The sequence below is a fragment of the Paenibacillus sp. N3.4 genome (genome assembly GCF_008017805.1).
Classification (GTDB): Bacteria; Bacillota; Bacilli; order Paenibacillales; family NBRC-103111; genus Paenibacillus_E.
Genome location: NZ_VRTT01000065.1, coordinates 1 through 23,801, shown reverse-complemented (window position 1 = coordinate 23,801; position 23,801 = coordinate 1). Strand labels below are relative to the sequence as shown.

The following is a 23,801-nucleotide window of genomic DNA, read 5'->3' as shown; positions in this document are numbered from 1 at the left end:
TTTCTTATGAAACAGCGATTTACGACTCATTCTACATTCCAAATTGAGCGCATTTACCAGGCTGCTCCGGAACGTGTGTTTGCGGCATGGTCGGACCGGAGCGCCAAAGCTCGCTGGTTCCAGCCTGCTGAGGTATTCGATTTTCGCATCGGAGGACGAGAATTCAGCCAGGGTGGCCCCCCAGGGGGACCTGTCTATACATTTGAGGCTTATTATCAGGAAATCGTGCCCAATGAGCGTCTCGTCTACACGTACAGTCTGGACCAAGGAGAAACCCGGATATCGGTTTCCATTTCAACCATTGAAATTATGCCGACGAGCGATGGCGTCAGACTAATATTTACAGAGCAGGGAACGTTTTTCGACGGCCACGATACGCCGGAACAACGCGAGCATGGAACTAAGGAAATGTTGGACCTTCTCGGAGCATCTCTTGGGGAAAGCAACGCAGACACCTTCGAACTCGTCTCTCGTCGGAAGATCGGTGCCCCTCGGAATTTGGTATACCGGGCTTGGACGGAACCGGAACTTCTGGCCCAGTGGTGGGGACCAAACGGTTTCACGAATACTTTCCACTCTTTTGATTTAAGTCTAGGAGGCGTCTGGGAATATACCATGCATGGGCCTAATGGAGTCGACTATCCGAACCGAAGCATTCTTCAGGAAATCGGGCCCGAATGTATTGTGCTGCGGCACGAATCCAGCCCTCACTTTATTCTGACTGCCACATTCGAGGACGTTGACGGTGGGACAGAGATCACTTTCCGGCAGACTTTCGAAACGGAGAAAGAATATAACAATCTCAAACCCATTTGCGAAGAAGCGAATGAACAAAATTTGGATAGGCTCGGGTCGCTCTTAAAGAGGCTTTCCCAATAGGTTGGAAGTTACTTAATGTTGAACTATCTTTTTCTACGATTGAGACAGCTTCTTTTTGGGCGGGGGACGGCATGGACGACCGCGATCAGCATAATCGAGAAATCCATATTTACAAAAAATACTTAGTTCAATTCATAAAAATCCTTTTCCTTTCAAAGATGAAAAGATTGTATCGCAAGTAGACAGATTTATACCTAGTTACTCTTGTAAGCATTGAGATGATATTTTTTCGATGAACGTGGTCATGGCTAGTTGCTCTTTGAATGGAGAATCTCGGGTGTCTGAGATTTTCCTGTTTATGATGCGGTGAGATGGTTAGCTTCTTGCGTTTTATCCAACTCCGAAAGTGCTTTTGGCGTCGAGGGCTGCTTTAATCTGTTGAGAGTCTTTCCTTTTTTTGACGGGGACGCCTAACGAACTCAGCAAGTCTTATTTGATTAAATTACAAGAAGTTATCGTTTTAACGAACTCCAGACGCCTTATTGTAAGTGAAAGCGTATCCATTCACTCATTATTGGCTCCATAACACCGTTTCAGTTCGTTAGAAGAGTGGACAGGCTCATTTCTCGTCGATAAGAACCTTACGATTCGTTAGCGTAGACAACACAAGTATGGAGTTGCTTGAATGTTAGATTGGCTTCTGTTGTGGATGCACCTGGAGAAAATATTGCTATATGAGCACCAGATACATTTAAACAAAGGAGGTTGCCGCGGGGTAACCTCCTTTTTGGGTTCATTAAAGTAAAGGGCAGTAAGATTGAATATATCCAATCTATACCTATCAAACCGAGAGTAAACGATATAAAATAAATAGGTAATTTTTTGGGGGGATAAAAGTGACACTTGGAATAGATGTAAACGAGATCATTAAAGATCTTCGTGAAAAAAGTGTAATTGATGGCACCACTAAGGTTCTTAATAAGATGAATGGAACCACGGAAGGACTAGTATATACGCTTACAGTCAGCGACAGTCCCAAATACGTTTTGAAGCTCGATAGCTCAGAAAATATTTTCTTGGTCGAACAATTGCATCAAGCTTATTTAAATAGCACACTATTACCTAAACTACTCTATATCGATCCTGCTAAAACGTTCATTGTGTATGTCTATACTGCTGGTACGACGCATTTTAATCGTGGTACAAAAATAGACTGGCTAACTGTATTGATCAAAGATCTTCTAAATCATTACGAAATCTATCAACAAACGGATAAGTGGGGTTACTGGTTAGAGGATCCGTGTGAAACCTGGCATAATTTCATTGATCGGGGTGTGGAATATGCTCGAATTAATGTGGGTAGCTGTTTACCAGTCGAGGATTATTATAAAGTGAAATCATTTGTTAGAAACATATCGACAGGTGAAGGATATGAAAGGTTCTTGCTTCACGGTGATTGTGGTGTCCATAATTTCGTATTTGAACAAAATGCAATAACAAGAGTAATCGATCCTTCACCTATGGTTGGGCCTGTCATATATGATTTTATTTATGCCTTTTGCTCCTCGCCTGACGATTTGAACCTAGAAACTTTAATTTCAACTTTCACTTTGCTAAATCATAAGCCTATTGGGAGAGCAAGGCTTATCGAAGAAGTCATCATTCAGCTTTATTGTCGCATCGGGATCTGTTTAAAACACCATCCATATGATTCAGCTGAGTATTTAAAGGCTTGGTCATACTGGAAGGCCCTTGTACCTTAAGTATTTAGTTCTTTAGAAAATGATACGTTAGGACCCCGGTTCATTGTTCATTCGGAGGTTCTTTTTTGCATGCTTGCCTTTGACGGAGGATAGCCTTTAATGGATCTGAAAACATTGCTGAAATAGCTGATGTCCTTGTACCCGCAGCGCTCGGCCACCTCCGAGACGGAAAATCCGCCGCCGGAAAGCATCATTTCCGCGTTGTTGACCCGAATGATGTTGATGAAATGCTTAACACTGTAGCTCGTGCTGGTTTTGAAGAGCTTGCCGAGATACACTGGGTGCAGATTGACCACCTTGGCGACGGTCGCCAAATCCAGTTCATTCGAGTAGTGGTCGATGATGAACTCCTTGATCTTGTCGATCCGGATATCGGAAAGGGATTTCGGGGAATGGTGAAAGGAAATCGCCAGCAACCGGTGGAGAATCAAATGAAAGATGCCCCTCGCGAACATCCGATATCCGGGCTGCATGCCACTCCAAACGCGATTAAATTCAAGGATGTAGTTTAAGATTTCGCTTGTGATGCGATTTTTGGTTACGGTTTCGAACGGAAACCGGATTTCACCGGAGGGCTGCAGCAAAGTAAAGTTGAAGGCATAGGAATGCATGGGATCATCTTTGAAGGTATGCGCCTCACGGATGCTTCCCTGGGGGATGTAAAGCATATCCCCTGCTTCCACCGTGATTTTCTCGCCGTTAACAAAATAATTCGCTTTTCCTTTGACGACGAACGTCATGTCGTAAAAATCGATTTCCTGTCGGATGATTTCCCAGTCGGGGAAACAGCGGCGGTCGACGAATAAGAAAACCTCGGGGACAATTGATTCGAACTGCTCGAAGTCCATGGCAAAGATCAGCTCCGGGATTATGCAGGATCGCTTCCTTTCTTGGGAAAAGGAGGCACTAAGTTCATCATAACATGCCTATACGGTGCTTAAAAAGATATTTAATAATTACAAGTTTTCTTTTATTCTTCTATGGTAAAAAAAGGGGCATTTCTGTAAAATAATATTAATTAAATGGTGCTCGGGCTACACGTACAACCGCACCAATTTGCGAAAAAATATTTAATAATTACAGATTTTTATGACTCGAATAACGCGGGGAACGTAAGTAGAACGCACAATGACGTAGGTAACGAAAACGTTTTTCAAGGTATTTTGTATGCGCTTTCTGAGAGTGCGTACGAATTTAATGGACTGGTGATGAAGTACGATAGCGATGGTTTTTTGGTACATAAATAAAGGGAATCTTCCAGAAGAAAGTGGTGGTTGTATGTCAGTTGAAAATAATGCGGTTTTAAAAACTCCTCTTCTGAGACACGTCAGAAAAGAGTGGAAGTTGTATTCCTTTTTACTTATTCCTGTCATTTATTTCATTATTTTCAAGTATGTACCCATGCTTGGAAATGTAATCGCTTTCCGCAAGTATAGGGGCGGAACCAACTTGTTTGGTACCGAATGGGTCGGCTTATCCTACTTCGCATGTTCATGAAGGATCCTTCCTTCTGGAGAGCCTTCCGCAACAATCTTTCATTAAGCGTCATCTATCTAATCGTTAGGTTTCCGCTCACATTGATTTTTGCCTTGCTGCTCAATGAGTTGAGACGGGTTCAATTGAAGAAATTCGTTCAAACCGTATCTTATCTTCCTCACTTTATCTCTATTGTTATTGTTGCGGGCATGACCAAGGAATTGCTTTCTTTGACGGGGCCATTTAATACATTGATCGAACATATGGGCTTTGCAAAAATATCGTTCATCTCCTTGCCGCAATGGTTCCCGACGATTTATGTAACGTCCGGCATCTGGCAAGGTCTCGGTTGGGGGACCATTCTCTATCTGGCAGCGATGACGAGCATTAACACGGATTTATACGAAGCAGCCAAAGTGGATGGAGCCAATCGGCTGCGGCTCGCTTGGCACGTTACGATTCCCGGCATTCTGCCAACGATCATGACGCTGCTCATCTTGGATATCGGCGGAATCATGGGTTCGAACTTCGAGAAAATCTTGCTTCTCTACAACCCGTTAACCTATGAAACGGCAGACGTTATCTCCACTTACGTCTATCGGATGGGGATCGGAGGATCGGTTGGGGGATCAAGCAACGCCGGCGGCAACTTTAGTTATGCTACGGCAGTCGGTTTATTTGAGGGAATCATCGGCCTTATCTTAGTCACGACGGCGAACTATATTTCAAAGAAAACAACGAAATCAAGCTTGTGGTAGAAGGGAGCAATTCAGGTGAAGGAGTCCACATCCTATCGTACGTTTGAAGTCATAAACGGCTTCATCATGGCTCTTGTCGTCATCATGACGATATATCCGTTTCTCTATTTGGTCGCGCAGTCCTTCAGTTCGGAAGCTGCGGTTTATGCGGGTAAGGTCACCATTTTCCCCGTGGAATTTACGGCCCAGACGTATCAGGTCATTCTGAGTAAGCCGGATTTTTTCCGGTATTACGGTAATACCATCATGTATGCTGTTGTCGGAACGATCATTTCTGTAGCTGCGACGGCCGTTATGTCCTATCCTTTATCAAAGGATAGACTGCGCTTGAACAAATTTTTTATTCCTTTCGTGCTCTTCACGATGTATTTCGGAGGTGGGCTGATTCCGAACTACTTACTGATAGCGAAGACTCTGCATATGCGAGATAGTATGTGGGCGATCATCATTCCTGGCGCGATCAGTGCTTTCAATGTAATTTTGATGAAAACCTTTTTTGCCAGCTTGCCGAATGAAGTAGAAGAAGCGGCTACTGTTGATGGTCTTGGTATTTATGGCATTTTTATGAGGATTACGCTGCCCTTATCCAAACCGATTCTGGCTACCATGGTCTTGTTCAGCATGGTTTCCATCTGGAATAACTGGTTTGGTCCCTCTCTTTACCTGGAGTCGAAGGATAAGTGGCCGGTCGCTCTGTATATGAAACAGATCATCGACAGCGCGGTAAGTCCTACAGAGGTAGGCGCCAATTCCGATTCAGTCGCGCAAATCGCGGCAACCATCAAATCCAGCGCGATGGTATTAACATCACTGCCAATAATTTGTATCTATCCTTTTGTACAGAAGTATTTCGTTCAAGGTATGATGATCGGTTCCGTGAAGGGGTAATAGCTGTTTGTCAGAGTGCTGCAGCAGCACCCGAATGCACGCCTCATGAACGCTGCAGCCTCTTTGCTATAAAATTAAAACTCATTATGAAAGGGTGGCAATATGAGAAGAACAAAGAAGACATTAGGAGCAGCATTGGCGGTAATGATTGCAGTAGGTATGACAGCTTGCACGGATAGCAAGGAATCCTCCAGCGCAACACCGAACAGCACCGGAGGTGCTGAAAAAGCATTGACTTACTCGTTTGGTGAAGGAAAGACATTTCATTCGAATGAGCCTGTAAGTTATTCCATGATGTATAGCGATCATGAAAACTATCCGAATAAAAAAGATTGGCGGCTTTGGAGTGCGATTCAGGAGAAGACGAATGTAACGTTCGATTTAAACGTAACAGCGCGGACCGAATATGAGAACAAAAAATCACTTCTGGTCAATAGCGGCGATGCTCCTTTCATTATTCCGAAAACTTACGATGAATCTTCTTTCGTAGCCGGCGGCCAAATTGTCCCGATTAGCGATTGGGTACAGTATATGCCGAACTATATGAAGGCTGTCAAAGACTGGGGAATGGATAAGGATTTGCGCGCCAAGTTAAAGTCGGATGGCAAGTACTACGTGCTTCCGGGTATGTGGGAAGTAGCTGGTGGAGGCTATTCCTACGTTATTCGGAAAGACATATTCGAAAAAGCGGGCGTCGACTTGAAAGCCTTGGAAGGCAAATGGACCTATGAAGACTTTTACGAGGCATTGAAAAAAGTGAAAGCTTTCACCGGCGCGAAATACGTATGGTCCGACGAATTCACTGGCAAATCGACGCTGAGCATCGCTGCCGTTGAATACGGCGTAACCGGCGGTTGGGGACTCGCCAACGGCACGCGGTTTAACGAACAGACGAAACAATTCGAATTCGCCAACTCCACGAACGATTTCAAAGATTATGTGACTTACTTTAATAAACTGGTCAAAGAAGGTCTGCTGGATCCGGAGTCCTTCACGCAAGATGACAAAACGGCACAAGCCAAGTTCTTTAAAGGCGATACTTACGTCATGAACACGAACTATCAGTTGCTGAGCGATTTTAAAACGAAGATGCAGGTACCGAACGCCGACCTGTATATGGTTGTTCAACCAGGTGGTCCAAAAGGGTTGCTTCAAATCGAAACGTCCCGACTCGAGAACGGTATTATGATCAGTCAGAACGCGCTCAAGAAGCTTGGTAAAGACAAATTTATCGAAATGCTTCGCTTCATCGATTGGCTGTGGTATTCCGACGAAGGTCAAACACTTAGCCTTTGGGGTGTTGAAGGTGAAACGTATACGAAAGATGCGAGCGGCAATATTACGCTTAAACCGGACGTTACGTATAACGGCATTAATCCGCAAGCGACTAAGAAACTAAACGTTGACTTTGGCTTTGGCGGCGGCGTATTCGCCTATGGCGGTTCAGCTAAACTGAAGATGTCCAAGATGACGGAAGGCGAGAAGGACTTCAACAACCGTATTCTGTCGCTGCGGAAAGCAAGAACGCTCGCACCACCGATCATGGGTAACGCCGAAGAAAGCGAACAAATGAACCTAATTTCCAAGCCGCTCATGGATTATGTGGATACAATGACATTAAAATTCATCACGGGTCAGGCTAACATTGCAACCGATTGGAATTCTTATGTGGCTCAGGTTGAAACGCTGGGTGCTTCCCGTTATCTCAAAATGTCGAATGATATTTTTAACAAGACGAAGAATATGCTTGGGTATTAATTATTTGATTAGTTAGTAGGATCTGCGACAATTTCGATTGTCGCAGATCCTGAATTATTAAATATGAAAATTACTCGTGGCGTAAGCCTAGGTCATCTATATATGAAACAGTTGCTAAGGATCAAGAATCCCTTAAATGCCTAAATAGGCGATTTTTACCACACCAGAAAGGTTGGGTTTTTGGTTTTGGAAATTAGTCGCTCGTGGGGCATTTGAAATGGCTTGGAGAGTGGTCGTAAACGATGAATAAGAAGATACTGTTTAATAATGAATGGGAATTTGCCAAGGGCAGCCTGGATGGGACGGATGGCGCCGGTTTGACCTTTGAGCCGGTAGATCTCCCTCATGATTGGCTGATCAACGATACATTAAATCTGTATGAAAATAGTATCGGCTGGTACAAGAAGAGATTTACATGGGCCAAAGAAGCGGATCGGCAAATGCTAATAAGCTTCGATGGGGTTTATATGGACTCTTCCGTTTATGTGAATAAGCGATATATAGGAGAATGGAAGTGCGGATATTCTTCCTTCGAACACGAGATCACGGATGCGATCGTGGACGGAGAGAATGAAATCGTGGTGAAGGTCATCCACCAAAGTCCGAATAGCCGGTGGTATTCCGGGGCCGGCATCTACCGCAATGTCTGGCTCAAGACGAGAACTCTCAATCACATTGTAACGGATGGCATTTATGCTGCTGCCAATAGGGTCAACGATCGCTGGGAGGTAGAAGTCGAGACGGAACTAAGCCTCCATGAGGACGTCCAAATCTCGCATACGATCCTGTACAAGGGCGAAATTGCTGCGACTGTGACAGACAAGATTGTTGCAGGGAGTTTTCATCATCGACAAACGCTATCGATAGATCGCGCTCATTTATGGAGCACGGCTGAGCCGAACCTGTATCAGTTTGTTACCCAATTGCGGTGTGCTGCAGAGGATCGGGAAGTCATAGTCGTAGAGAGCATCACTCAAAATTTCGGGTTTCGTGAGATCAAGCTTGACCCTCAGTTGGGCTTTTATCTGAACGGCACAAGAATGAAATTGAATGGGGTTTGCGAGCACCACGACTTGGGAGCGCTTGGAGCCGCCTTTTATAAAGAAGCACTGAGAAGAAGGCTTCAGATATTGAAAGAAATGGGCGTTAACGCTATTCGAACCGCTCACAATATACCGGCAGTAGAACTGATGGATCTAGCGGATGAGATGGGGTTTCTGGTCGTCTCGGAAGCGTTCGATATGTGGGAAAGATCCAAAACGCCATACGATTATGCGAGGTTTTTCGAGGATTGGGCTAAAGCAGATGTGAAAAGCTGGATCCAGCGGGATCGGAATCATCCGAGCCTGTTGATGTGGAGTATCGGGAATGAGATTTACGACACTCATGCCGATGCAAAAGGGCAAGAAATCACTCGCATGCTTAAGGATGAAGTGATGAAATATGATCCTAAGCAGAACGGCAGAGTGACGATAGGTTCCAATTATATGCCCTGGGAGAACGCGCAAAAATGTGCGGATATCGTGAAAGTGGCCGGGTACAACTACGCGGAGAAATATTACCATAAGCACCATGAGGAACATCCCGATTGGATCATTTACGGCAGCGAGACGGCCTCTCTCGTTCAAAGCAGAGGCATTTATCGATTCCCGTTCGAGAAGTCCATTCTTGCCGATGACGACGAGCAGTGCTCAGCTTTGGGAAATAGTGCGACGAGTTGGGGAGCCAAGTCAGTTGAGGCCTGTATAATTGCGGAAAGAGAGGCGCCGTTCTCTCTAGGGCAATTCATATGGAGCGGCTTTGACTATATTGGTGAACCGACGCCTTATCATACCAAGAACTCCTATCTCGGACAGATCGATACGGCTACATTCAAGAAAGATTCGTACTATATTTACCAATCAGCATGGACAGACTACAGGACGAACCCGATGGTCCATATTTTTCCCTATTGGGACTTTAATCCGGGCCAATTGATCGATGTTCGCGTGTGCTCGAATGCACCGAGAGTCGAATTGCAATTCAATGGCGCTAGCGTGGGAACTTTGGATATCGATCATGCGCATGGAACCCAACTGGTCGGCTGGTGGAAGTTTCCTTATGAAGCAGGGGAATTAAAAGCAATTGCCTATGATGAAACGGGCCATGCAATTGCGACGGAGATAAGAAGGTCCTTTGGGGATGCGAAGAAGATTTGTCTGCTGCCGGATAAAGAGAGCCTGATGGCCGATGGCACAGACTTGATCTTCCTGGAAATTTATATGGAAGATTCGGATGGCAATCCAGTGGAGAATGCAAGCAGCCGGGTTCGTGTCGAGGTGACGGGAGCAGGGCGTTTGCTTGGTTTGGATAATGGCGACAGTACAGACTATGATCCGTATAAAGGGGTTAGCAGAAGACTGTTCAGCGGCAAACTTATGGTGATCATCGGGGCTACCCTGGAGCCTGGCAAGATTCGGGTTGTGGTTTCTTCCGTCGGATTGGAGAGTCAGACGGTGGAATTTGATAGTCTTCCTGTAAGCGAAGAAACATCCTTAGAAGGTGTTTCCGCCCATACCATGAATCAAGAGCAGCCGTCGGTCATGGGAACCGTGGGGGAAATTCCTTTACGCAAGATTGAAATCGTAAGCACATCCGGACAATTGTTCGACGAATCGAGAAAAGAGATGACGCTGCAAGCCTACTTGTACCCCGCAGATACCTCCTATCAAGAGGTCGAGTGGCGTGTAGTTAATGATGCAGGGATTGCCTCCAACCTTGCGACAGTGGAAGCGTTCGGTCTTGAAGCGACACTTACCGCGTTGGGAGATGGCGATTTCCGGCTTCGCTGCATGAGTAAGAACGGCACGAACAAGACGAAGCTCATCTCCCAGCTGGAATTTAAAGCAGAGGGACTCGGCACAGCTTACAAGGATCCTTATGAATTTATTTCTGCGGGACTTTTTGATTACAGTAAAGGAGAAGTTGGCAACGGGAACGAGAGAGGCGTAGCTACAAGCCGAGATAGTGAAACTCAAGTCGGGTTTCGTGATATTGATTTCGGTTCGTATGGGTCCGATTTGATTACGATTCCGATCTTCGCCTTATCCAGTGAAGAGTATTCCCTGCAAATTTGGGAAGGCATGCCGGATGAAGAGGGCCGTGTACGCCTAGCCGATGTGATCTATCGGAAACCATCCAAGTGGAATGTGTATCAAGAAGAAACTTATCGGTTATCCAAGCGTCTACGCGGAATCACTTCCATTTGCTTCGTCCTTCAGAAGAAGGTACACATTAAGGGTTTTTCGTTCCAAAAGCAGAACAGAGCCTTCGAGACAAATCTGGTCACGGAATGCGACCGCATTTATGGTGATACGTTTACAATTTCGGAAGCCAGCGTTGAAGGGATAGGAAATAATGTTTCCTTGGAATTTGACCAAATGGATTTTACAAGCCAAGGGGCAACACAGCTTGCTATCTATGGCCGATCGCTTCTTGATAAAAATACGATTCATATTCGTTTCGCTAATCAGGATGGTGAGGCAAATCAACACATTGAGTTTACACAATCCGATGGTTACGAAGAGCGGGTATTTGAATTGGGAAAAATAATAGGCATCCAAAAAGTAACCTTCATATTTTTGCCGGGAAGTCATTTTGATTTTGCTTGGTTCCGATTCGAGAGGACAGGAATTCAATGACTGGGGCTGATGGAAGTGCCAATTCCCGCTGTCGGGTTACATGGTAAACGTCAGCTATTTGAATATAAACTAGCGGAGGTATCACGATGAGTCACATCACGAATGCATATGCCTGCTGGTTGCGCAATGCGCCGATAAACGATGATAAGAGGGTAGAGGAGTATCGGGAGTGGGCACGGGAACTCGCCGTGCTAGGTCCCTTATCAGAGGTGCTTCAGACTGCGGTCGCTGAGCTGATGGATGGTATCGAGGCCATGCTTGGCGTGAGGCCTCTCCGTTCAGCGGCTTCTTATGGGAGGGCCTGCATCCTGATCGGCGTTCGCGGGCAGTTACAGGATCTTGATGCAGAGCTAAGTTGGCAAGATGGATCCGTAGACAGTTACGTGATCAAAAACGTATCGATTGATGGACAATCCAGGCTTGTCGTTGCCGGCCATTCGGCCAAAGGAACTTTGTACGCGGTTTTCCATCTTTTGCGGTTAATGCAATGCGGCGAGAGTTTGGCTGATCTTGCGATAACGGAAGCGCCGTCGAACGGATTGCGTATGTTAAACCAATGGGATAATATGGACGGTTCAATTGAACGGGGTTATGCGGGAAAATCCATATTCTACCGAAATAATGAGATCGTTCTAGACATGTCCCGAATTCGTGACTATGCCCGCTTGCTGGCATCGGTAGGGATCAATGCTATTTCGATCAACAACGTGAACGTACATTCCGTAGAAACCTTGCTGATTACGGATAAGCTGCTACCGGATGTCGCACGGGTCGCCGGCGTTTTCCGGCGCTATGGAATCTCAACGTTCCTAAGCGTCAACTACGCCAGCCCGTTGCAGCTTGGAGGATTAAACAGCGCAGACCCGCTTGACGAAAGCGTCAGGCATTGGTGGAAGGAGAAGGCTGATGAGATTTACCGATATATTCCGGACTTTGGCGGCTTCTTGGTAAAGGCAGATTCCGAGGGGCGACCCGGGCCGTTCACCTATGGGCGTGACCATGCCGATGGTGCGAATATGTTGGCGGAGGCGCTTCAGCCCTTCGACGGGATTGTCATTTGGCGCTGCTTCGTTTACAACTGTCAACAGGATTGGCGTGATCGCAAGACCGACCGGGCGAGAGCGGCGTTCGATCATTTTACACCACTTGATGGAAAGTTTCGCGATAACGTCATTCTGCAGATTAAGAACGGACCCATGGATTTCCAGGTCCGCGAGCCGCTCTCTCCGCTTCTTGGAGCGCTGTCCGCGACGAATCAGGTGCTGGAGCTCCAGATTACGCAAGAGTACACGGGCCAGCAGAGGCATCTGTGCTATCTGATTCCCCAGTGGAAAGAGGTTCTCGACTTCGATACATTTGCCCATGGGAGCGGAAGCACGGTTGCCCAAGTAGCAAGCGGCGAGTTGTTCGGGAGAAGGCTTGGGGGCATTGCGGCGGTATCGAATATCGGAGAAAATCCGAATTGGACCGGCCACACGCTTGCACAAGCCAATTTATATGGCTTTGGAAGGCTTGCTTGGAATCCGCAGCTATCAGCTGAGCAAATCACGCAAGAATGGATCTATATGACATTCGGTTCTGACCCCGATGTCGTTCGAAGTGTGTCGAAGATGCTTCTCGAATCATGGGAAATCTATGAAAATTACACAGCTCCTCTTGGCGTAGGATGGATGGTCAATCCGGGTAACCATTATGGTCCGAACGTAGACGGTTACGAATATTCGAGATGGGGGACTTACCATTTTGCCGACAGCCACGGCATTGGCGTAGATCGAACCATCAAGTCGGGAACCGGGTACACAGCCCAATACTTTTCGCCGCGTTCGGAATGGTATGAGTCAAGGGAGTTATGTCCGGATGAACTGCTTCTCTTTTTCCATCATGTGCCGTATACGCACAAACTGAAGACGGGTAAGACGGTCATCCAGCACATCTACGATACCCACTTCGACGGTGTTCTTCAGGTGGAGGAATTGGCCAAGATCTGGAGTTCGATAGAGGGGAAAATAGATGCAGAGCGCTTCGAAGATGTGAGGAGCCGACTGCAAGAGCAAGCGGCAAATTCAAGGGAGTGGCGCGACCAGATCAATACATATTTCTTTCGCAAATCGGGCATTCCTGACGAACACGGCCGCATTATCAGTTAAAATATGGAAGACGGGACAAACAAGCAGGCGTGGTCACCGGTGTCTGATTATAGTCCCGTCTTTATTTTGCTGATCACTTTAGAGTAGGGGATGGTTTGAATGACGATTACAATTGGACAGGTGATTGATCGATTGCTAGAGCAGGCTCCAGTAAACGAGCCCACAGTCGATTCAGTGAGAGTCGGATCTCCCCAAACGGAAGTAACGGGAATTGTCGTTGTGTTCTTGGCCACGCAGGCTGTGATCGAGCAGGCTGCGGCATTAGGGGCCAACTTGATTATTTCACACGAAGGGACGTTTTACCGCCACCAGGAGGATATGAAGGGGGGACAGGATGATCCGGTTATCAACGAAAAAAGAGAATTGCTTGATCGTACAGGAATCGCCATTTATCGATATCACGATCATATTCATCATTACAAAACGGACGGTATTATGATAGGGTTAATAAACGCACTGGGCTGGGCGCCCTACGTTGAAGAGCATTTGCCCGCCGCAACGATTGTGCACATTCCTCATATGACTCTTGAACGAACGGGGCAATACTTGAAGGAACAGCTTCAAATACCATTCGTGCGCGTTGTGGGGGAAACAGAGATGCCTTGCACCCGCATTGGACTATTGGCAGGCTACAGAGGGGGAGGCGCTTGGCACTCCCATTGCTGAAAGATTACAATCTAGACCTGGTTATCGCCGGAGAAGGGCCGGAATGGGAAACACCGGAATATATTCGCGACGCTGTTCATCAAGGCAAGAATAAGGCTTACATCGCATTGGGGCACGCGGAAAGCGAAGAGCCCGGCATGAAGGAGTTGGCGGAACGACTGCAGGAACAGTTCCCCGGCCTTCCTGTTCATTTTATAAGGGAAAAGCCTTTATTTCATATTTTGTAATCATATCTCATGAATTTACGGATAAAAATAATCACAGTTGGAGAACTTGTAAATATGCCTTTAGGATCTGCATCGGAGTGATTGTACGGGTTAAATGCTTGCCTTTTAGAAAAGATGGAGTTATCATGGACTCATAAAGTCGTTAATGGAGGTGCTGAATGAAATATTCCCAGGCGACCGACTATGCGCTTCATGCGATGCTTTATCTGGTAACGGCGGCGACTGATAAGCCTGTTGGCGTTCAAATGCTTGCTGAGAAGCTGGGCGTTTCGCAGACCTATCTGTCAAAGATGATGACCAAGCTTGTAAAGGCCGGATTGATTCAGTCTGCGCCCGGTGCAAATGGTGGGTATCGCCTCAGACGGAAGCAGGAAGATATCTCCTTTCTGGATATCATCCATGCGATCGAGGGGACCGCTTCCTTTTTCGAATGCAGCTTGAATCACGGGAGTGAATGTCTAATCCAGCAAGTTGTGATAGACGCTGAGCGACAGATGGAGCAGCATCTGGAGAACAAGAAGATAGCGGATTTGGTGAAAGGAATGAAGACGGAGTGATGATCCGTTCTTTTTTAGAGGTAATTAAAGATATAATAAATCGATTATATCTTTAATATAAATAATGAAAAGCGGAAGGGAGAATCAGTATGACTCATGATTGTATGATTATCGGCGGAGGGCCGGCTGGTCTAAATGCGGCTCTGGTACTTGGCAGAGCAAGAAAAAATGTGGTGGTTATTGATGAAGGGCGTCCGCGTAATAGGGTTACTCGCATGACCCACGGCTTTCTTACTAGGGATCCAATAAGTCCAAGTGAATTTAGACGAATCGCAAAGGAGCAGATTAGCTTATATCCATCCGTTTATTTTGTGGAAGACACGGCCGTATCGATTACGGGAACCGATGGTTATTTTCAAATTACGACTGCACAGGGACAGACCTATCAAAGCAAAAAGTTGCTTTTTGCAGCAGGAATGAAGGATCTCCCGACGGATATTAAGGGGTTGGCAGATGTATATGGCAAAAGTGCCTTTATCTGCCCGTACTGTGATGGCTGGGAGCTAAGAGAGCAACCGCTTGTTTTAATTGTTAAAGGAGCAGAAGCACTGCACTTTGCCAAAGTGATATCTGGTTGGACCCCTCATTTTGCAATCTGTACGAATGGACCTGATGAATTGACGGACGAACAACGTGAGGAATTAAATCAACATAACGTTCCTGTTTATGACTCGCCGATTGACACTGTTGATTCTAACGACGGTATGGTGCAGCAAGTTGTTCTGCAGGACGGCACAAAAATCACATGTACAGGGATATTTTTTAGACCGAAGCTTATTCCTGGATCCGACCTGCCGCAAGCCATAGGTTGCCAGATCACGGAAGCGGGAACTGTCATCGTCGATAGTTTCGGTAAAACGAACGTTCCAGGTGTCTTTAGTGCCGGTGATGCAGCATCGCAGCTTCATCAAGCGATTATGGCCGCTTCTTTGGGCTCATTGGCCGGTGTGGGCATTAACAATGAACTGAATGATGAGGCTTGGCATAAAGCTTCGCATTAGCCGCCGGTTCAAGAATGGAATAATACTGTTGCAGGCTGGTCATTTGGTCATGGTCGCTAAAAAATAAAATAGTTCAACTAGATGTGGAAAGCCGCGTCAGACTCATTCAGGGAACGATTGACGACCTGCCTCTTTCAGACTCGAAATTCGACGCGGCAAGTTGTATCTTGGTTCTTCACTTCATTGACGATGAGCAAGAAAAGTTGAGGCTGTTCGGAACGAAAATAACCAAGTTTTATCCTACTGGACTTTTTGGGGGATGGATTTGCCATGCGGAATGATTTATCGCAGATAACTCTTTGCGAAAAAATAAACCGAGATATTCCATAATGTGGTAAAATAAAGGAAACATTAAAATATAATTTAGGTGAAATTTATACAATGAAGGTTGGATAGCGATGAAGGAGAACTATGTAAGTTCTCTTAGCAGAATGTTCTTTTTGAAAAAAAGAAAAATCGATATTTAATTTGCATAATGCATCCGATGAAATGGACCCTAGCGTCAAAAATTCCAAGAGCTAGGCAAGTTTATGATGATGTATCCCTGTAATACCCTAAACTGATCGCAATGATATTTCCCAGAGGAGGTTAATTAGATGCATGTTATGGTTTCAGAATACAATGATGATTGGAAACAAAAGTTTAGCGAGGAGTCTCAAAAAATAACAGATATTTTCGGTAATGAGTTAGTTGACATTCATCACATAGGCAGCACTTCTGTTCCAGGGTTAAAAGCCAAACCAATCATTGATATCATGCCCGTAGTAAAAGATATCAAAAAAATTGATTCGTTAAATGAACAAATGACAGGTCTGGGTTATGAATGTATGGGCGAACTTGGCATGAAAGGAAGAAGATATTTCCGAAAAGGCGGAGATAATCGCACGCATCAAGTGCATGTGTTTCAAAGGGATAATAATGAAGATATTACTCGCCATATGGCGGTAAGGGATTACCTCCGAACGCATCCCGATGAAGCAAATCGTTATGGAGATTTAAAAGAAAGCCTCGCCAAACGCTTCCCAAGGGACATTGAAGCATATATGGACGGTAAAGATGCGTTTGTTAAAGAGCTAGAAAGAAAAGCGCTAAATTGGTACAAAATGGGCAAGGAAACGTTAAGCTAACGAGGATCGACAGCCGAAGTCGAAAAAAGGGGCGAATATGAAAATAAAAAAAAGATCTATCATTCTGTTAGTTGCAGCATTCTCTTTGATGATACTAGTTTTTTTAGGATTTAACTGGTTGAGAAATATAACAGATCAATTTCAAAGCTATTCAGTAACCATAAAGAATAATTCAGACTATGATATTGTTTCAATAGAGACTGGAATATTAAAAGGGGCTTCAAATGATATTCATACCGAGAAAATTAGGAGTGGTGAAATCAGGAAAATCAAACCTAAACTAAGTTTAAAAGGAGAAGGAGCAATATATATAAAATATATCGATTCAAGAGGAGCTACCAAAGAAGAGATTGTATGTGGTTATACAGAATATCTGTCGGGAAATTCAATGGTGACAATTAGTAATAATAAAGTAACTATTAAGCAAAATTGTACGTAAATTTTTAAGTGTTTATTGTTCCAAGGATATCTTGTCCTAATAGCTGATTCACATTGTGCCCCAACCACCCATATATTCAGCCTGATTCAGAAACCGAACGGAGAAACGAAATGAGCGAACTAGGCGTTAAAGACAACACGTGTAGAGTGGTCAAAAGAGGATTCTCAGCAGTTGGAACAAGATATGAAGCGAAGTATTCGGAATACCCAACCGTAATTCCGCTATCATTTGACTCATTACTAAGTCGTATGGACGAAATCCCGAATCGAACTGGTGCAAAATTGGCTCTTTACGAACCAGGTAATTTCGCACCCGATAACCTTGGAACTTACTATACAACCGCTCAAGTCACAGAAATTGGTAATATTCCACAAGGAATGGTAAGCCAGATAACTCCTGTGTGTACTTATGCTGTCTATACTCACAGAGGTGAGATTTGGAAAATAGGTGATGCTTACGGTGTTCTTAACCGTTGGATTGCTGAGAATGGTTACAAACATAGTAAGGGTTGGGTAGTGGAGTTGATGGACCACCGATTCAATCCGACTTCGCCTGAAAGTGAACTAGAGATTTATACACCAATAGAAGAAAATTAGTCGATGAAAGAAGAGTTACCCCGCAAAACACCTTTTGTGGGCTTTTCTACGTTCTGCATGAATATTAGCATCTCTTTATTTATTCCGCTAACGATTAGGGCCGTAAAGCTTTTGAACACGTACATAGTCTATCGGTGTATCCACAGGTATCTCTAGGAAATATTCCAGCTGCCATTTCTGAGTTTTTTGAGCTTGTCGGCTCGTAGGATTGTCCCAAGGTGGGTAAACGCGTATTGCTCTTTTACCACCTTTGCCTTTATTGGATACTATATCCTGATCACATAGAACAGCTTTTGGGAATACAAACTGACCAAAGGCACTGCCTTTGCGTGCACTAATAACGAAGAAATCTACTGGATCTGATACGTCATATGGTTGGATCGGTCCATTCCCAATTCTCTCCCATAAAGTCACAAATTGCCCAAGCTTTGTTGGAGTGATTCTTGCGACACGAAATCTAATGGAGAGAGCATTCAAGTTAAATACATACGCTCCATATTCAGTGTTTTGTTCTTCAAGGAGTAGTCGAGAGCAATCAAATCTGCAAGGGTTATAAATAAGATCCTTGGTTGCAAGTAAGTCACTGTGAATTGTGTCATAGGAAGTCCAAGAATTTTGATCGCTAGGGCATGCTTCCGTATACTCTCGATTTTTTCATCCATCCGTTCAAATCCCCCATCTGAGTCCCATGTACCCATACATTGTTGCTCTTAATGTTCACTATCTTAATGCAATCATAGCTCGTTCACTAGTATAGTCAATAGGATTGATGTTCATTCTGCATATCGAACAGCCAAACTAACTAAGCGACCTCGTAATAATATAACAAATTTCGTCATACCTTCTCCGGTCGAATTCTAGGGCTGCCTGTCACTTGAATCATTTCTTTGCCGTGGGTATCGGTGTCGTCAGTATTTTTTTGTTCGTCATCGCTCGAACGGGCAGGATAGTGGAACGTCAGCCGCTAATTTTTATTAAAATAGTGTCATTTATTGACCGAGAACAAATGTTCTTATAAAATTATTATTATTTACTAAGTCTCTCAGAATCCGTCATGATGATAGAAACAAACAATAATTTAGGGGGCAAGAAATGTCAGAGCAAAAGGATTTACCGCAAGTTAAGATTGAGCCTTGGTCCAACGACGATCTTGATTTACTACGTCTTATTAATGCCCCTGAAATGATGGAGCATCTTGGAGGACCAGAAACCGAGGAGCAGATCTTGTCTCGTCACAAGCGGTATCTTGAGATTGGTGGGCGGGGGACTGGACATATGTTTAGCATTTCCTTTCTTCCACGATTCGAAAAGGTCGGCAGTGTAGGATACTGGGATAGCATGTGGAAAAATGATAACATCTATGAAATTGGTTGGAGTGTCCTACCGCAATACCAAGGCAGAGGATTAGCGACCGCAGGTGTCGCAGAAGCCATAGTTAATGCCAGTATTGAGCAAAAGCATAGGTTTATTCATGCATTCCCGTCAATCAACAACCCTGCATCGAACGCGGTTTGTCGAAAACTCAACTTTTCGTTGATGGGTCAGTGCGAATTCGAATACCCGCCAGGGAACATTATGCAGTGTAATAATTGGCGATTAGACTTACGACAATGAAAATCGCTTCGTCTCATGGACCGATTGTTTAGCTAAACGAAGAACGTTAGTTAAACTTCTGAAGGGCTGCCGCGTGGTAGCCCTTCACTCCGCTAACTGGCAGGATACTTTCATCATTTATCGAATACCTAAAATACGAATCTAATTATTAAATTTGTACCCAAAAATTATTTCAAACCATTAAAAGAGATTGTGAGGCTATTCATACATGGGAGCATGGGGAATTGGAAATTTCGAAAATGATACAGTACAAGATTGGATAATTGAACTTGTAGAAGCTCAAGATATTAATTTACTTTCGGAATCTATTGAAATGGTTTTAGAAGACGATTACTTAGATGCAGATGTAGCATGTATTGCCATAGGAGCAGTAGAAATACTGGCAGCGTTACAAAATAGACCAGGAAAAGAAATAAATGAAGATGAACTTCAAGAATGGATATTACAACATAAAGGGCAGGGGACAAACCTATTAGAGAAATCCTACAAAGCTTTAGAAAAGATACTTGCGGAATCTGAACTTAAAGAATTATGGGAGGAAACAGAAGAATACGGGAACTGGGTAACCACAATAAAGGAATTGCAAAGTAGAATAATTATTTAAGGGGAGTACTTAAGATGAAGTGAAAATCTCCTCCGTTTATTCCGCTAACGGGAAACTATAGCTCCATAAAATTGTACTCATTAGGGCTGCCAATGAATTACTCTGCGGCCTATTCCGCTGCGTTTTGAACCGTCCTTTTCTTCTGCATAGACGCTGAGATATCCAAAACAATACCGACTCTAGCAATTTGGCCGCCTACCATCTAAATGATGATTCATTCTAAATGGTATATCAAATGCCGAAAATTAGAAATTCGTCCATGGTTACCTGCAGTTTATTTGATCCGCTTTTTCGAGGATTATTAAAACAAAGAATTGATGAGGTGAATATATGCCACAAGGAAAGTATTTTCGATATGGCTATGGGACTATTATTATCTTATTAATCGTTTTTTTAATGACGAAAGTAGAATTTCTGCTAAATCCTGTTTATACTATCTTTCGCACCTTATTCTTGCCATTTGTTATCGCAGGTGTGTTCTATTATTTATTGAGACCAATTGTTCATTTTCTCGTTAAAATGAGACTAAATCTATCTTTGAGTATTCTCACGATCTTTTTAATTATGCTGGGACTTATCGTTTTTATTTCAGTGAAAATTGTACCTGTCATTCAAGGTCAATTAAACAATTTAATTGGAAATCTTCCACAGACTGTCTTAATGACTAAAGATCAAATAAACAATATACATTGGCTATCTTCTATGTTGAGTGAGAATCAGTTTGATCTATCAACAAAAATTTCTGAGTATGTAAAAAGTATTATCTCCAGTACAGGGATTGCCTTTAATAGTATTTTGGGTTTTATTTCAAAAATAGTGATTCTATTATCTACAGTACCATTCATCTTGTACTATTTATTAAAAGGAGGCGAAAGGGTTCCGCAGTCTATACTTCGCTTATTGCCGCTAGAGCAACGGGAGGAAGGGCTGCAAGCTTTACGGGAGATGGATAGTGCATTAAGTGCATATATACAAGGTAAGATTCTCATTAGTATGATACTTGGCGTCTTGATTTATATTGGGTACACCATTATTGGACTGGAGTATTCATTGATACTTGCACTCTCTGCTGCGGCGTTGAATGTTATTCCATTTGTGGGTCTATTTATTGGCATAATCCCAAGCATCGTTGTAGCATTTATTCATTCACCCGGTATGCTTTTGAAAATGATAGTGGTTGTCGTAATCGTGCAGCAAATTGAAAGCAACTTCCTTTCTCCTCAAGTAATGGGCAAAAAATTAGATGTCCATCCTTTGAGCATTATTTTATTGTTGATTACGGTTGGTAACTTTGGAGGCCTTCTTGGGATGTTCCTTGCGATTCCGGCCTATGTAATACTTAAAATCATTTCTAGCCATCTGTATCGCTTTTATATGATCAGTAAACCCCGAAAATCCTGAAAATAATTATGGCGTCGGATTTCTGAAAATAAGATAGTGAAGGAGCTGCTTGCATGCAGCTCGTTTCTCGTTTGTTGAAGTAACGGGCAGGAGAGCGTGGAAGATGCTGGCTACTACGTTGATGTATTGATGAGGAAAATTGGAACATTCAGCAATCGTAACCGTAGTATAAGCAAAAACATGGTAAGAAGGGTGGGATAGGATTGTACGAATACAAATATGTAGAAACATCTTTAGGTGGGTTTTTCTCTTCCGCAACACATCGAGAAACAATTGACGAAAATGCAAGAGCAGGATGGAGATTAGTACAGGTCTTACCGACAAATTATAATGGCCATGGTAAACCTACAGCATATGAGATTATTTTTGAACGACCCATTCAAAAATAATAATTTGAGGAATAATGTGGTGGCCGCATCAGCGATTAAACTATCGGAGAACTATAGTTCAGGAGCTGTATTGGCAGGAGAGGCGCCGAAGTCAATTGATAGACAGACTTCTCCTGCTAACGGGAAACTTTGGTATTGCGAAATGTAAAAAGGAGGGCGAAATCACCATCCTTTTTCGTTAGATTAAAGGGCTTGGTTAAAATAATTTATGATTTCATTTTTCACTTGCTCTCTTGGTTCTAGAACATCGTGACCTGCCTGATTTACTATAATAACCTTTGGATTATGTTTCTGATACTCTCTCAGATGATCATCGTTTAGAAAAGAACTATTCTCAGCACCTTTCAGGATGAGAAGTTGTCCTTCAATATTATTAAGGGCTGGTGAAAGATCACAATCCTCTAATTCATTAAGCAGACGCATCGGCAATTCTTTGGCAAATCTTTTATATATGATACTATCTTTTTCAATGTAAAAGGTATCTTTCTTAATTTCAAATTCTTTACGGCTTAGTTCCTGGACTGCCGTTATAGTTGCATATAAGTGATCCCATGTTTCATATGTTTCGTAAGAATCTGTAAGTTTCTTAGCCCACTCCTCTTTTACCTTTGGGTGGTGTGCTTGGAAGTCTCCGACCACAAATCCTTGAACGATATTTGGGTTAAGTGAAGCATACTTCAATACGTAGGATACTCCTCTTGAATGCGCGATGAAATGTGCTTTATTTATCCCTAAATTTTTCATTACAGCCTCAATATCTGTTGCCATATGCTCTAGTGTAAAGCCGTTTTCGGGCATTCCACTTTCACCGCAGCCTCTAATATCAATGGCAACCACATGTCTGGGACTTTCGTATCGTCCAGAGGAGAGTTCTTTACCAATCCATTTATACGTTCTTGCATTAGAAAAGGTTCCATGAATACAAAGAAATTACAGGGAGCTTACTGCATGTTGTTTCAGGTTTCCATTCTAAATAGTGAGTTTGAAACCCCTCGGATCTTTTAACGAAATAGCTTTTCATCCATTTCAATCCTCCTAGTAGTAGCAGTAATAGTATTTCTAAAATTATACTACGAAACCTTAAATTGACAATCATTTACACATCATGTAAATAATATCCTTGATGGTGTAGTGTATGGTTTGTCGCGTTACTGGAAGGAGTTTGCATACCAGCAGCTCCTTTTCCATTTCTCAACTAATGGGCAGGAAAACGTGGTTGCAACGAAGAATAATTGAGGGAAATGCCTGAGGCTAAGCCTAGAGAATGGATGAAAATACGGATTTACAAACCGCTTGATGACCTTTCAACAGATGAAGTGATTGAATGTCTGAATAGGCGCGATGGAACACTGCTTTCGGGTTATTGAAGAAAGGATAGAACAATGCAGTTTCAGGATGTTAATGAAATATATTATCCTCCAGAATTTGAAGTTAAAGTTTTTTCAACAGTTAGGCTTTTTATTAAGTTAGATAAGAATTTAACTAGATATGATGAAAGAAATCTTCCTGATTTTATAATAAATTGGACTTACCATAATAAAAGTAAGAAGGTAAAGCCTTTTAGTTTAATCGAATTTATACCTATGCAACAAGGATTTGAGGCAGGTATTAAATTAGTGAGAATAGATAATGAGAAAGATGTGTTAAAATTATTCTGCAAAGATATCCTAGATATATTTAACTGTGAAAAAACACTTATATTAGAGTGGAACATTAAATTATTAGGCTAATGAGGAACAAGATCTGAATACACCTACTTAATGGAGCTGCCGCGAACAATGTTGGCAGCTCCATTAAACTGATATGAACGAGGCGGTCAATACCTCTTCTAATAATTAAATGTTTTTTTATTTTTGTCAGGAAAAAATCCATTTTTAACCATTAATGGAGA

The 23,801-nt window shown here is 43.4% G+C and carries 21 protein-coding genes and 2 pseudogenes; 19 read left to right on the top strand and 4 right to left on the bottom strand.

All coding sequences use genetic code 11. From position 1 onward, the window contains the following. Positions 1 to 6: 6 nt before the first annotated feature. Both FU659_RS38415 and FU659_RS26025 read left to right on the top strand, forming a co-directional pair. Positions 7 to 879, top strand: coding sequence for an SRPBCC family protein (locus tag FU659_RS38415; protein ID WP_147950241.1), 873 nt, complete (start codon positions 7 to 9; stop codon positions 877 to 879). Between the two features lie 836 nt (positions 880 to 1,715). Next, positions 1,716 to 2,582, top strand: coding sequence for a hypothetical protein (locus tag FU659_RS26025; RefSeq protein WP_147950240.1), 867 nt, complete (start codon positions 1,716 to 1,718; stop codon positions 2,580 to 2,582). Between the two features lie 47 nt (positions 2,583 to 2,629). Here the strand turns inward: FU659_RS26025 and FU659_RS26020 are convergent, their stop codons facing one another. Next, positions 2,630 to 3,430: a helix-turn-helix domain-containing protein gene (locus FU659_RS26020; protein ID WP_147950239.1), complete on the bottom strand. Its 801-nt coding sequence runs from the start codon at positions 3,428 to 3,430 to the stop codon at positions 2,630 to 2,632. 430 nt (positions 3,431 to 3,860) lie between these two features. Between FU659_RS26020 and FU659_RS26015 the strand changes: the two are divergent. From FU659_RS26015 to FU659_RS25960, 12 genes and pseudogenes are all read left to right on the top strand, one after another. After that, positions 3,861 to 4,816, top strand: a pseudogene (locus FU659_RS26015) (ABC transporter permease). Positions 4,817 to 4,831: 15 nt separating this feature from the next. Continuing rightward, complete coding sequence (locus FU659_RS26010; protein ID WP_147950238.1) at positions 4,832 to 5,704, top strand: carbohydrate ABC transporter permease; 873 nt, start codon at positions 4,832 to 4,834, stop codon at positions 5,702 to 5,704. A 102-nt stretch (positions 5,705 to 5,806) separates the two neighbouring features. Continuing rightward, on the top strand, positions 5,807 to 7,462 hold the full coding sequence (locus tag FU659_RS26005; RefSeq protein ID WP_147950237.1) for an ABC transporter substrate-binding protein: 1,656 nt from the start codon (positions 5,807 to 5,809) through the stop codon (positions 7,460 to 7,462). Positions 7,463 to 7,704: 242 nt separating this feature from the next. Continuing rightward, positions 7,705 to 11,142 (top strand): glycoside hydrolase family 2 TIM barrel-domain containing protein, encoded by a 3,438-nt coding sequence (locus tag FU659_RS26000; RefSeq protein WP_147950236.1) that lies wholly within the window; start codon positions 7,705 to 7,707, stop codon positions 11,140 to 11,142. Between the two features lie 86 nt (positions 11,143 to 11,228). After that, positions 11,229 to 13,289: an alpha-glucuronidase family glycosyl hydrolase gene (locus FU659_RS25995; protein WP_147950235.1), complete on the top strand. Its 2,061-nt coding sequence runs from the start codon at positions 11,229 to 11,231 to the stop codon at positions 13,287 to 13,289. A gap of 99 nt (positions 13,290 to 13,388) precedes the next feature. Further along, a pseudogene (locus FU659_RS25990) lies at positions 13,389 to 14,182 on the top strand (Nif3-like dinuclear metal center hexameric protein). A 158-nt stretch (positions 14,183 to 14,340) separates the two neighbouring features. Further along, complete coding sequence (locus FU659_RS25985; RefSeq protein ID WP_147950234.1) at positions 14,341 to 14,739, top strand: RrF2 family transcriptional regulator; 399 nt, start codon at positions 14,341 to 14,343, stop codon at positions 14,737 to 14,739. Between the two features lie 89 nt (positions 14,740 to 14,828). Next, positions 14,829 to 15,740 carry an NAD(P)/FAD-dependent oxidoreductase gene (locus FU659_RS25980; RefSeq protein ID WP_147950233.1) on the top strand — a complete coding sequence of 304 codons (912 nt, stop codon included), beginning with the start codon at positions 14,829 to 14,831 and terminating at the stop codon, positions 15,738 to 15,740. A gap of 83 nt (positions 15,741 to 15,823) precedes the next feature. Then, positions 15,824 to 16,021 carry a class I SAM-dependent methyltransferase gene (locus tag FU659_RS25975; protein ID WP_397356562.1) on the top strand — a complete coding sequence of 66 codons (198 nt, stop codon included), beginning with the start codon at positions 15,824 to 15,826 and terminating at the stop codon, positions 16,019 to 16,021. Between the two features lie 315 nt (positions 16,022 to 16,336). Then, the gene (locus tag FU659_RS25970) at positions 16,337 to 16,867 is read left to right on the top strand and encodes a GrpB family protein (protein ID WP_147950232.1); all 531 of its coding nucleotides are present in this window, start codon (positions 16,337 to 16,339) and stop codon (positions 16,865 to 16,867) included. A 37-nt stretch (positions 16,868 to 16,904) separates the two neighbouring features. Then, the gene (locus FU659_RS25965) at positions 16,905 to 17,306 is read left to right on the top strand and encodes a hypothetical protein (protein WP_147950231.1); all 402 of its coding nucleotides are present in this window, start codon (positions 16,905 to 16,907) and stop codon (positions 17,304 to 17,306) included. Between the two features lie 110 nt (positions 17,307 to 17,416). Continuing rightward, entirely contained in the window at positions 17,417 to 17,902 is a 486-nt protein-coding gene (locus FU659_RS25960; RefSeq protein WP_147950230.1) for a GyrI-like domain-containing protein, read from the top strand. A gap of 87 nt (positions 17,903 to 17,989) precedes the next feature. On the opposite strand, the gene FU659_RS25955 is transcribed toward FU659_RS25960, so the two are convergent. Continuing rightward, the gene (locus FU659_RS25955) at positions 17,990 to 18,379 is read right to left on the bottom strand and encodes a MepB family protein (protein WP_261808054.1); all 390 of its coding nucleotides are present in this window, start codon (positions 18,377 to 18,379) and stop codon (positions 17,990 to 17,992) included. Beyond that, positions 18,376 to 18,600 carry a hypothetical protein gene (locus tag FU659_RS37665; RefSeq protein WP_147950228.1) on the bottom strand — a complete coding sequence of 75 codons (225 nt, stop codon included), beginning with the start codon at positions 18,598 to 18,600 and terminating at the stop codon, positions 18,376 to 18,378. The genes FU659_RS25955 and FU659_RS37665 overlap by 4 nt, the downstream gene beginning before the upstream one ends. Before the next feature lie 394 nt (positions 18,601 to 18,994). Between FU659_RS37665 and FU659_RS25945 the strand changes: the two genes are divergently transcribed. The 4 genes from FU659_RS25945 to FU659_RS25930 all read left to right on the top strand — a co-directional run bounded on the left by FU659_RS25945 (position 18,995) and on the right by FU659_RS25930 (position 21,910). Further along, the gene (locus FU659_RS25945; RefSeq protein ID WP_147950227.1) at positions 18,995 to 19,516 is read left to right on the top strand and encodes a GNAT family N-acetyltransferase; all 522 of its coding nucleotides are present in this window, start codon (positions 18,995 to 18,997) and stop codon (positions 19,514 to 19,516) included. Between the two features lie 208 nt (positions 19,517 to 19,724). Beyond that, positions 19,725 to 20,120 (top strand): DUF4259 domain-containing protein, encoded by a 396-nt coding sequence (locus FU659_RS25940; RefSeq protein ID WP_147950226.1) that lies wholly within the window; start codon positions 19,725 to 19,727, stop codon positions 20,118 to 20,120. Between the two features lie 330 nt (positions 20,121 to 20,450). Then, positions 20,451 to 21,521 carry an AI-2E family transporter gene (locus FU659_RS25935; RefSeq protein WP_147950225.1) on the top strand — a complete coding sequence of 357 codons (1,071 nt, stop codon included), beginning with the start codon at positions 20,451 to 20,453 and terminating at the stop codon, positions 21,519 to 21,521. A gap of 203 nt (positions 21,522 to 21,724) precedes the next feature. Next, a complete protein-coding gene (locus FU659_RS25930; RefSeq protein ID WP_147950224.1) occupies positions 21,725 to 21,910 on the top strand; it encodes a DUF4177 domain-containing protein in 186 nt (61 codons plus the stop codon). A gap of 183 nt (positions 21,911 to 22,093) precedes the next feature. Here the strand turns inward: FU659_RS25930 and FU659_RS25925 are convergent, their stop codons facing one another. After that, on the bottom strand, positions 22,094 to 22,831 hold the full coding sequence (locus FU659_RS25925; RefSeq protein WP_261808058.1) for an alpha/beta fold hydrolase: 738 nt from the start codon (positions 22,829 to 22,831) through the stop codon (positions 22,094 to 22,096). 461 nt (positions 22,832 to 23,292) lie between these two features. Here FU659_RS25925 and FU659_RS25920 point away from each other — a divergent pair, with 461 nt between their 5' ends. Continuing rightward, positions 23,293 to 23,640, top strand: coding sequence for a hypothetical protein (locus tag FU659_RS25920; RefSeq protein ID WP_147950222.1), 348 nt, complete (start codon positions 23,293 to 23,295; stop codon positions 23,638 to 23,640). Positions 23,641 to 23,801: the final 161 nt, after the last annotated feature.

Excerpts from the sequence above, each read along its gene's own strand:
- FU659_RS25940 (WP_147950226.1), top strand. The coding sequence starts at position 19,725 with ATGGGAGCATGGGGAATTGGAAATTTCGAAAATGATACAGTACAAGAT.
- FU659_RS25965 (WP_147950231.1), top strand. The coding sequence starts at position 16,905 with ATGAAAATAAAAAAAAGATCTATCATTCTGTTAGTTGCAGCATTCTCT.
- FU659_RS37665 (WP_147950228.1), bottom strand. The coding sequence starts at position 18,600 with ATGGGTACATGGGACTCAGATGGGGGATTTGAACGGATGGATGAAAAA.
- FU659_RS26005 (WP_147950237.1), top strand. The coding sequence starts at position 5,807 with ATGAGAAGAACAAAGAAGACATTAGGAGCAGCATTGGCGGTAATGATT.
- FU659_RS26020 (WP_147950239.1), bottom strand. The coding sequence starts at position 3,430 with ATGGACTTCGAGCAGTTCGAATCAATTGTCCCCGAGGTTTTCTTATTC.
- FU659_RS25935 (WP_147950225.1), top strand. The coding sequence starts at position 20,451 with ATGCCACAAGGAAAGTATTTTCGATATGGCTATGGGACTATTATTATC.
- FU659_RS25985 (WP_147950234.1), top strand. The coding sequence starts at position 14,341 with ATGAAATATTCCCAGGCGACCGACTATGCGCTTCATGCGATGCTTTAT.
- FU659_RS25920 (WP_147950222.1), top strand. The coding sequence starts at position 23,293 with ATGCAGTTTCAGGATGTTAATGAAATATATTATCCTCCAGAATTTGAA.
- FU659_RS25980 (WP_147950233.1), top strand. The coding sequence starts at position 14,829 with ATGACTCATGATTGTATGATTATCGGCGGAGGGCCGGCTGGTCTAAAT.
- FU659_RS25960 (WP_147950230.1), top strand. The coding sequence starts at position 17,417 with ATGAGCGAACTAGGCGTTAAAGACAACACGTGTAGAGTGGTCAAAAGA.
- FU659_RS38415 (WP_147950241.1), top strand. The coding sequence starts at position 7 with ATGAAACAGCGATTTACGACTCATTCTACATTCCAAATTGAGCGCATT.
- FU659_RS25945 (WP_147950227.1), top strand. The coding sequence starts at position 18,995 with ATGTCAGAGCAAAAGGATTTACCGCAAGTTAAGATTGAGCCTTGGTCC.
- FU659_RS25970 (WP_147950232.1), top strand. The coding sequence starts at position 16,337 with ATGCATGTTATGGTTTCAGAATACAATGATGATTGGAAACAAAAGTTT.
- FU659_RS26000 (WP_147950236.1), top strand. The coding sequence starts at position 7,705 with ATGAATAAGAAGATACTGTTTAATAATGAATGGGAATTTGCCAAGGGC.
- FU659_RS25995 (WP_147950235.1), top strand. The coding sequence starts at position 11,229 with ATGAGTCACATCACGAATGCATATGCCTGCTGGTTGCGCAATGCGCCG.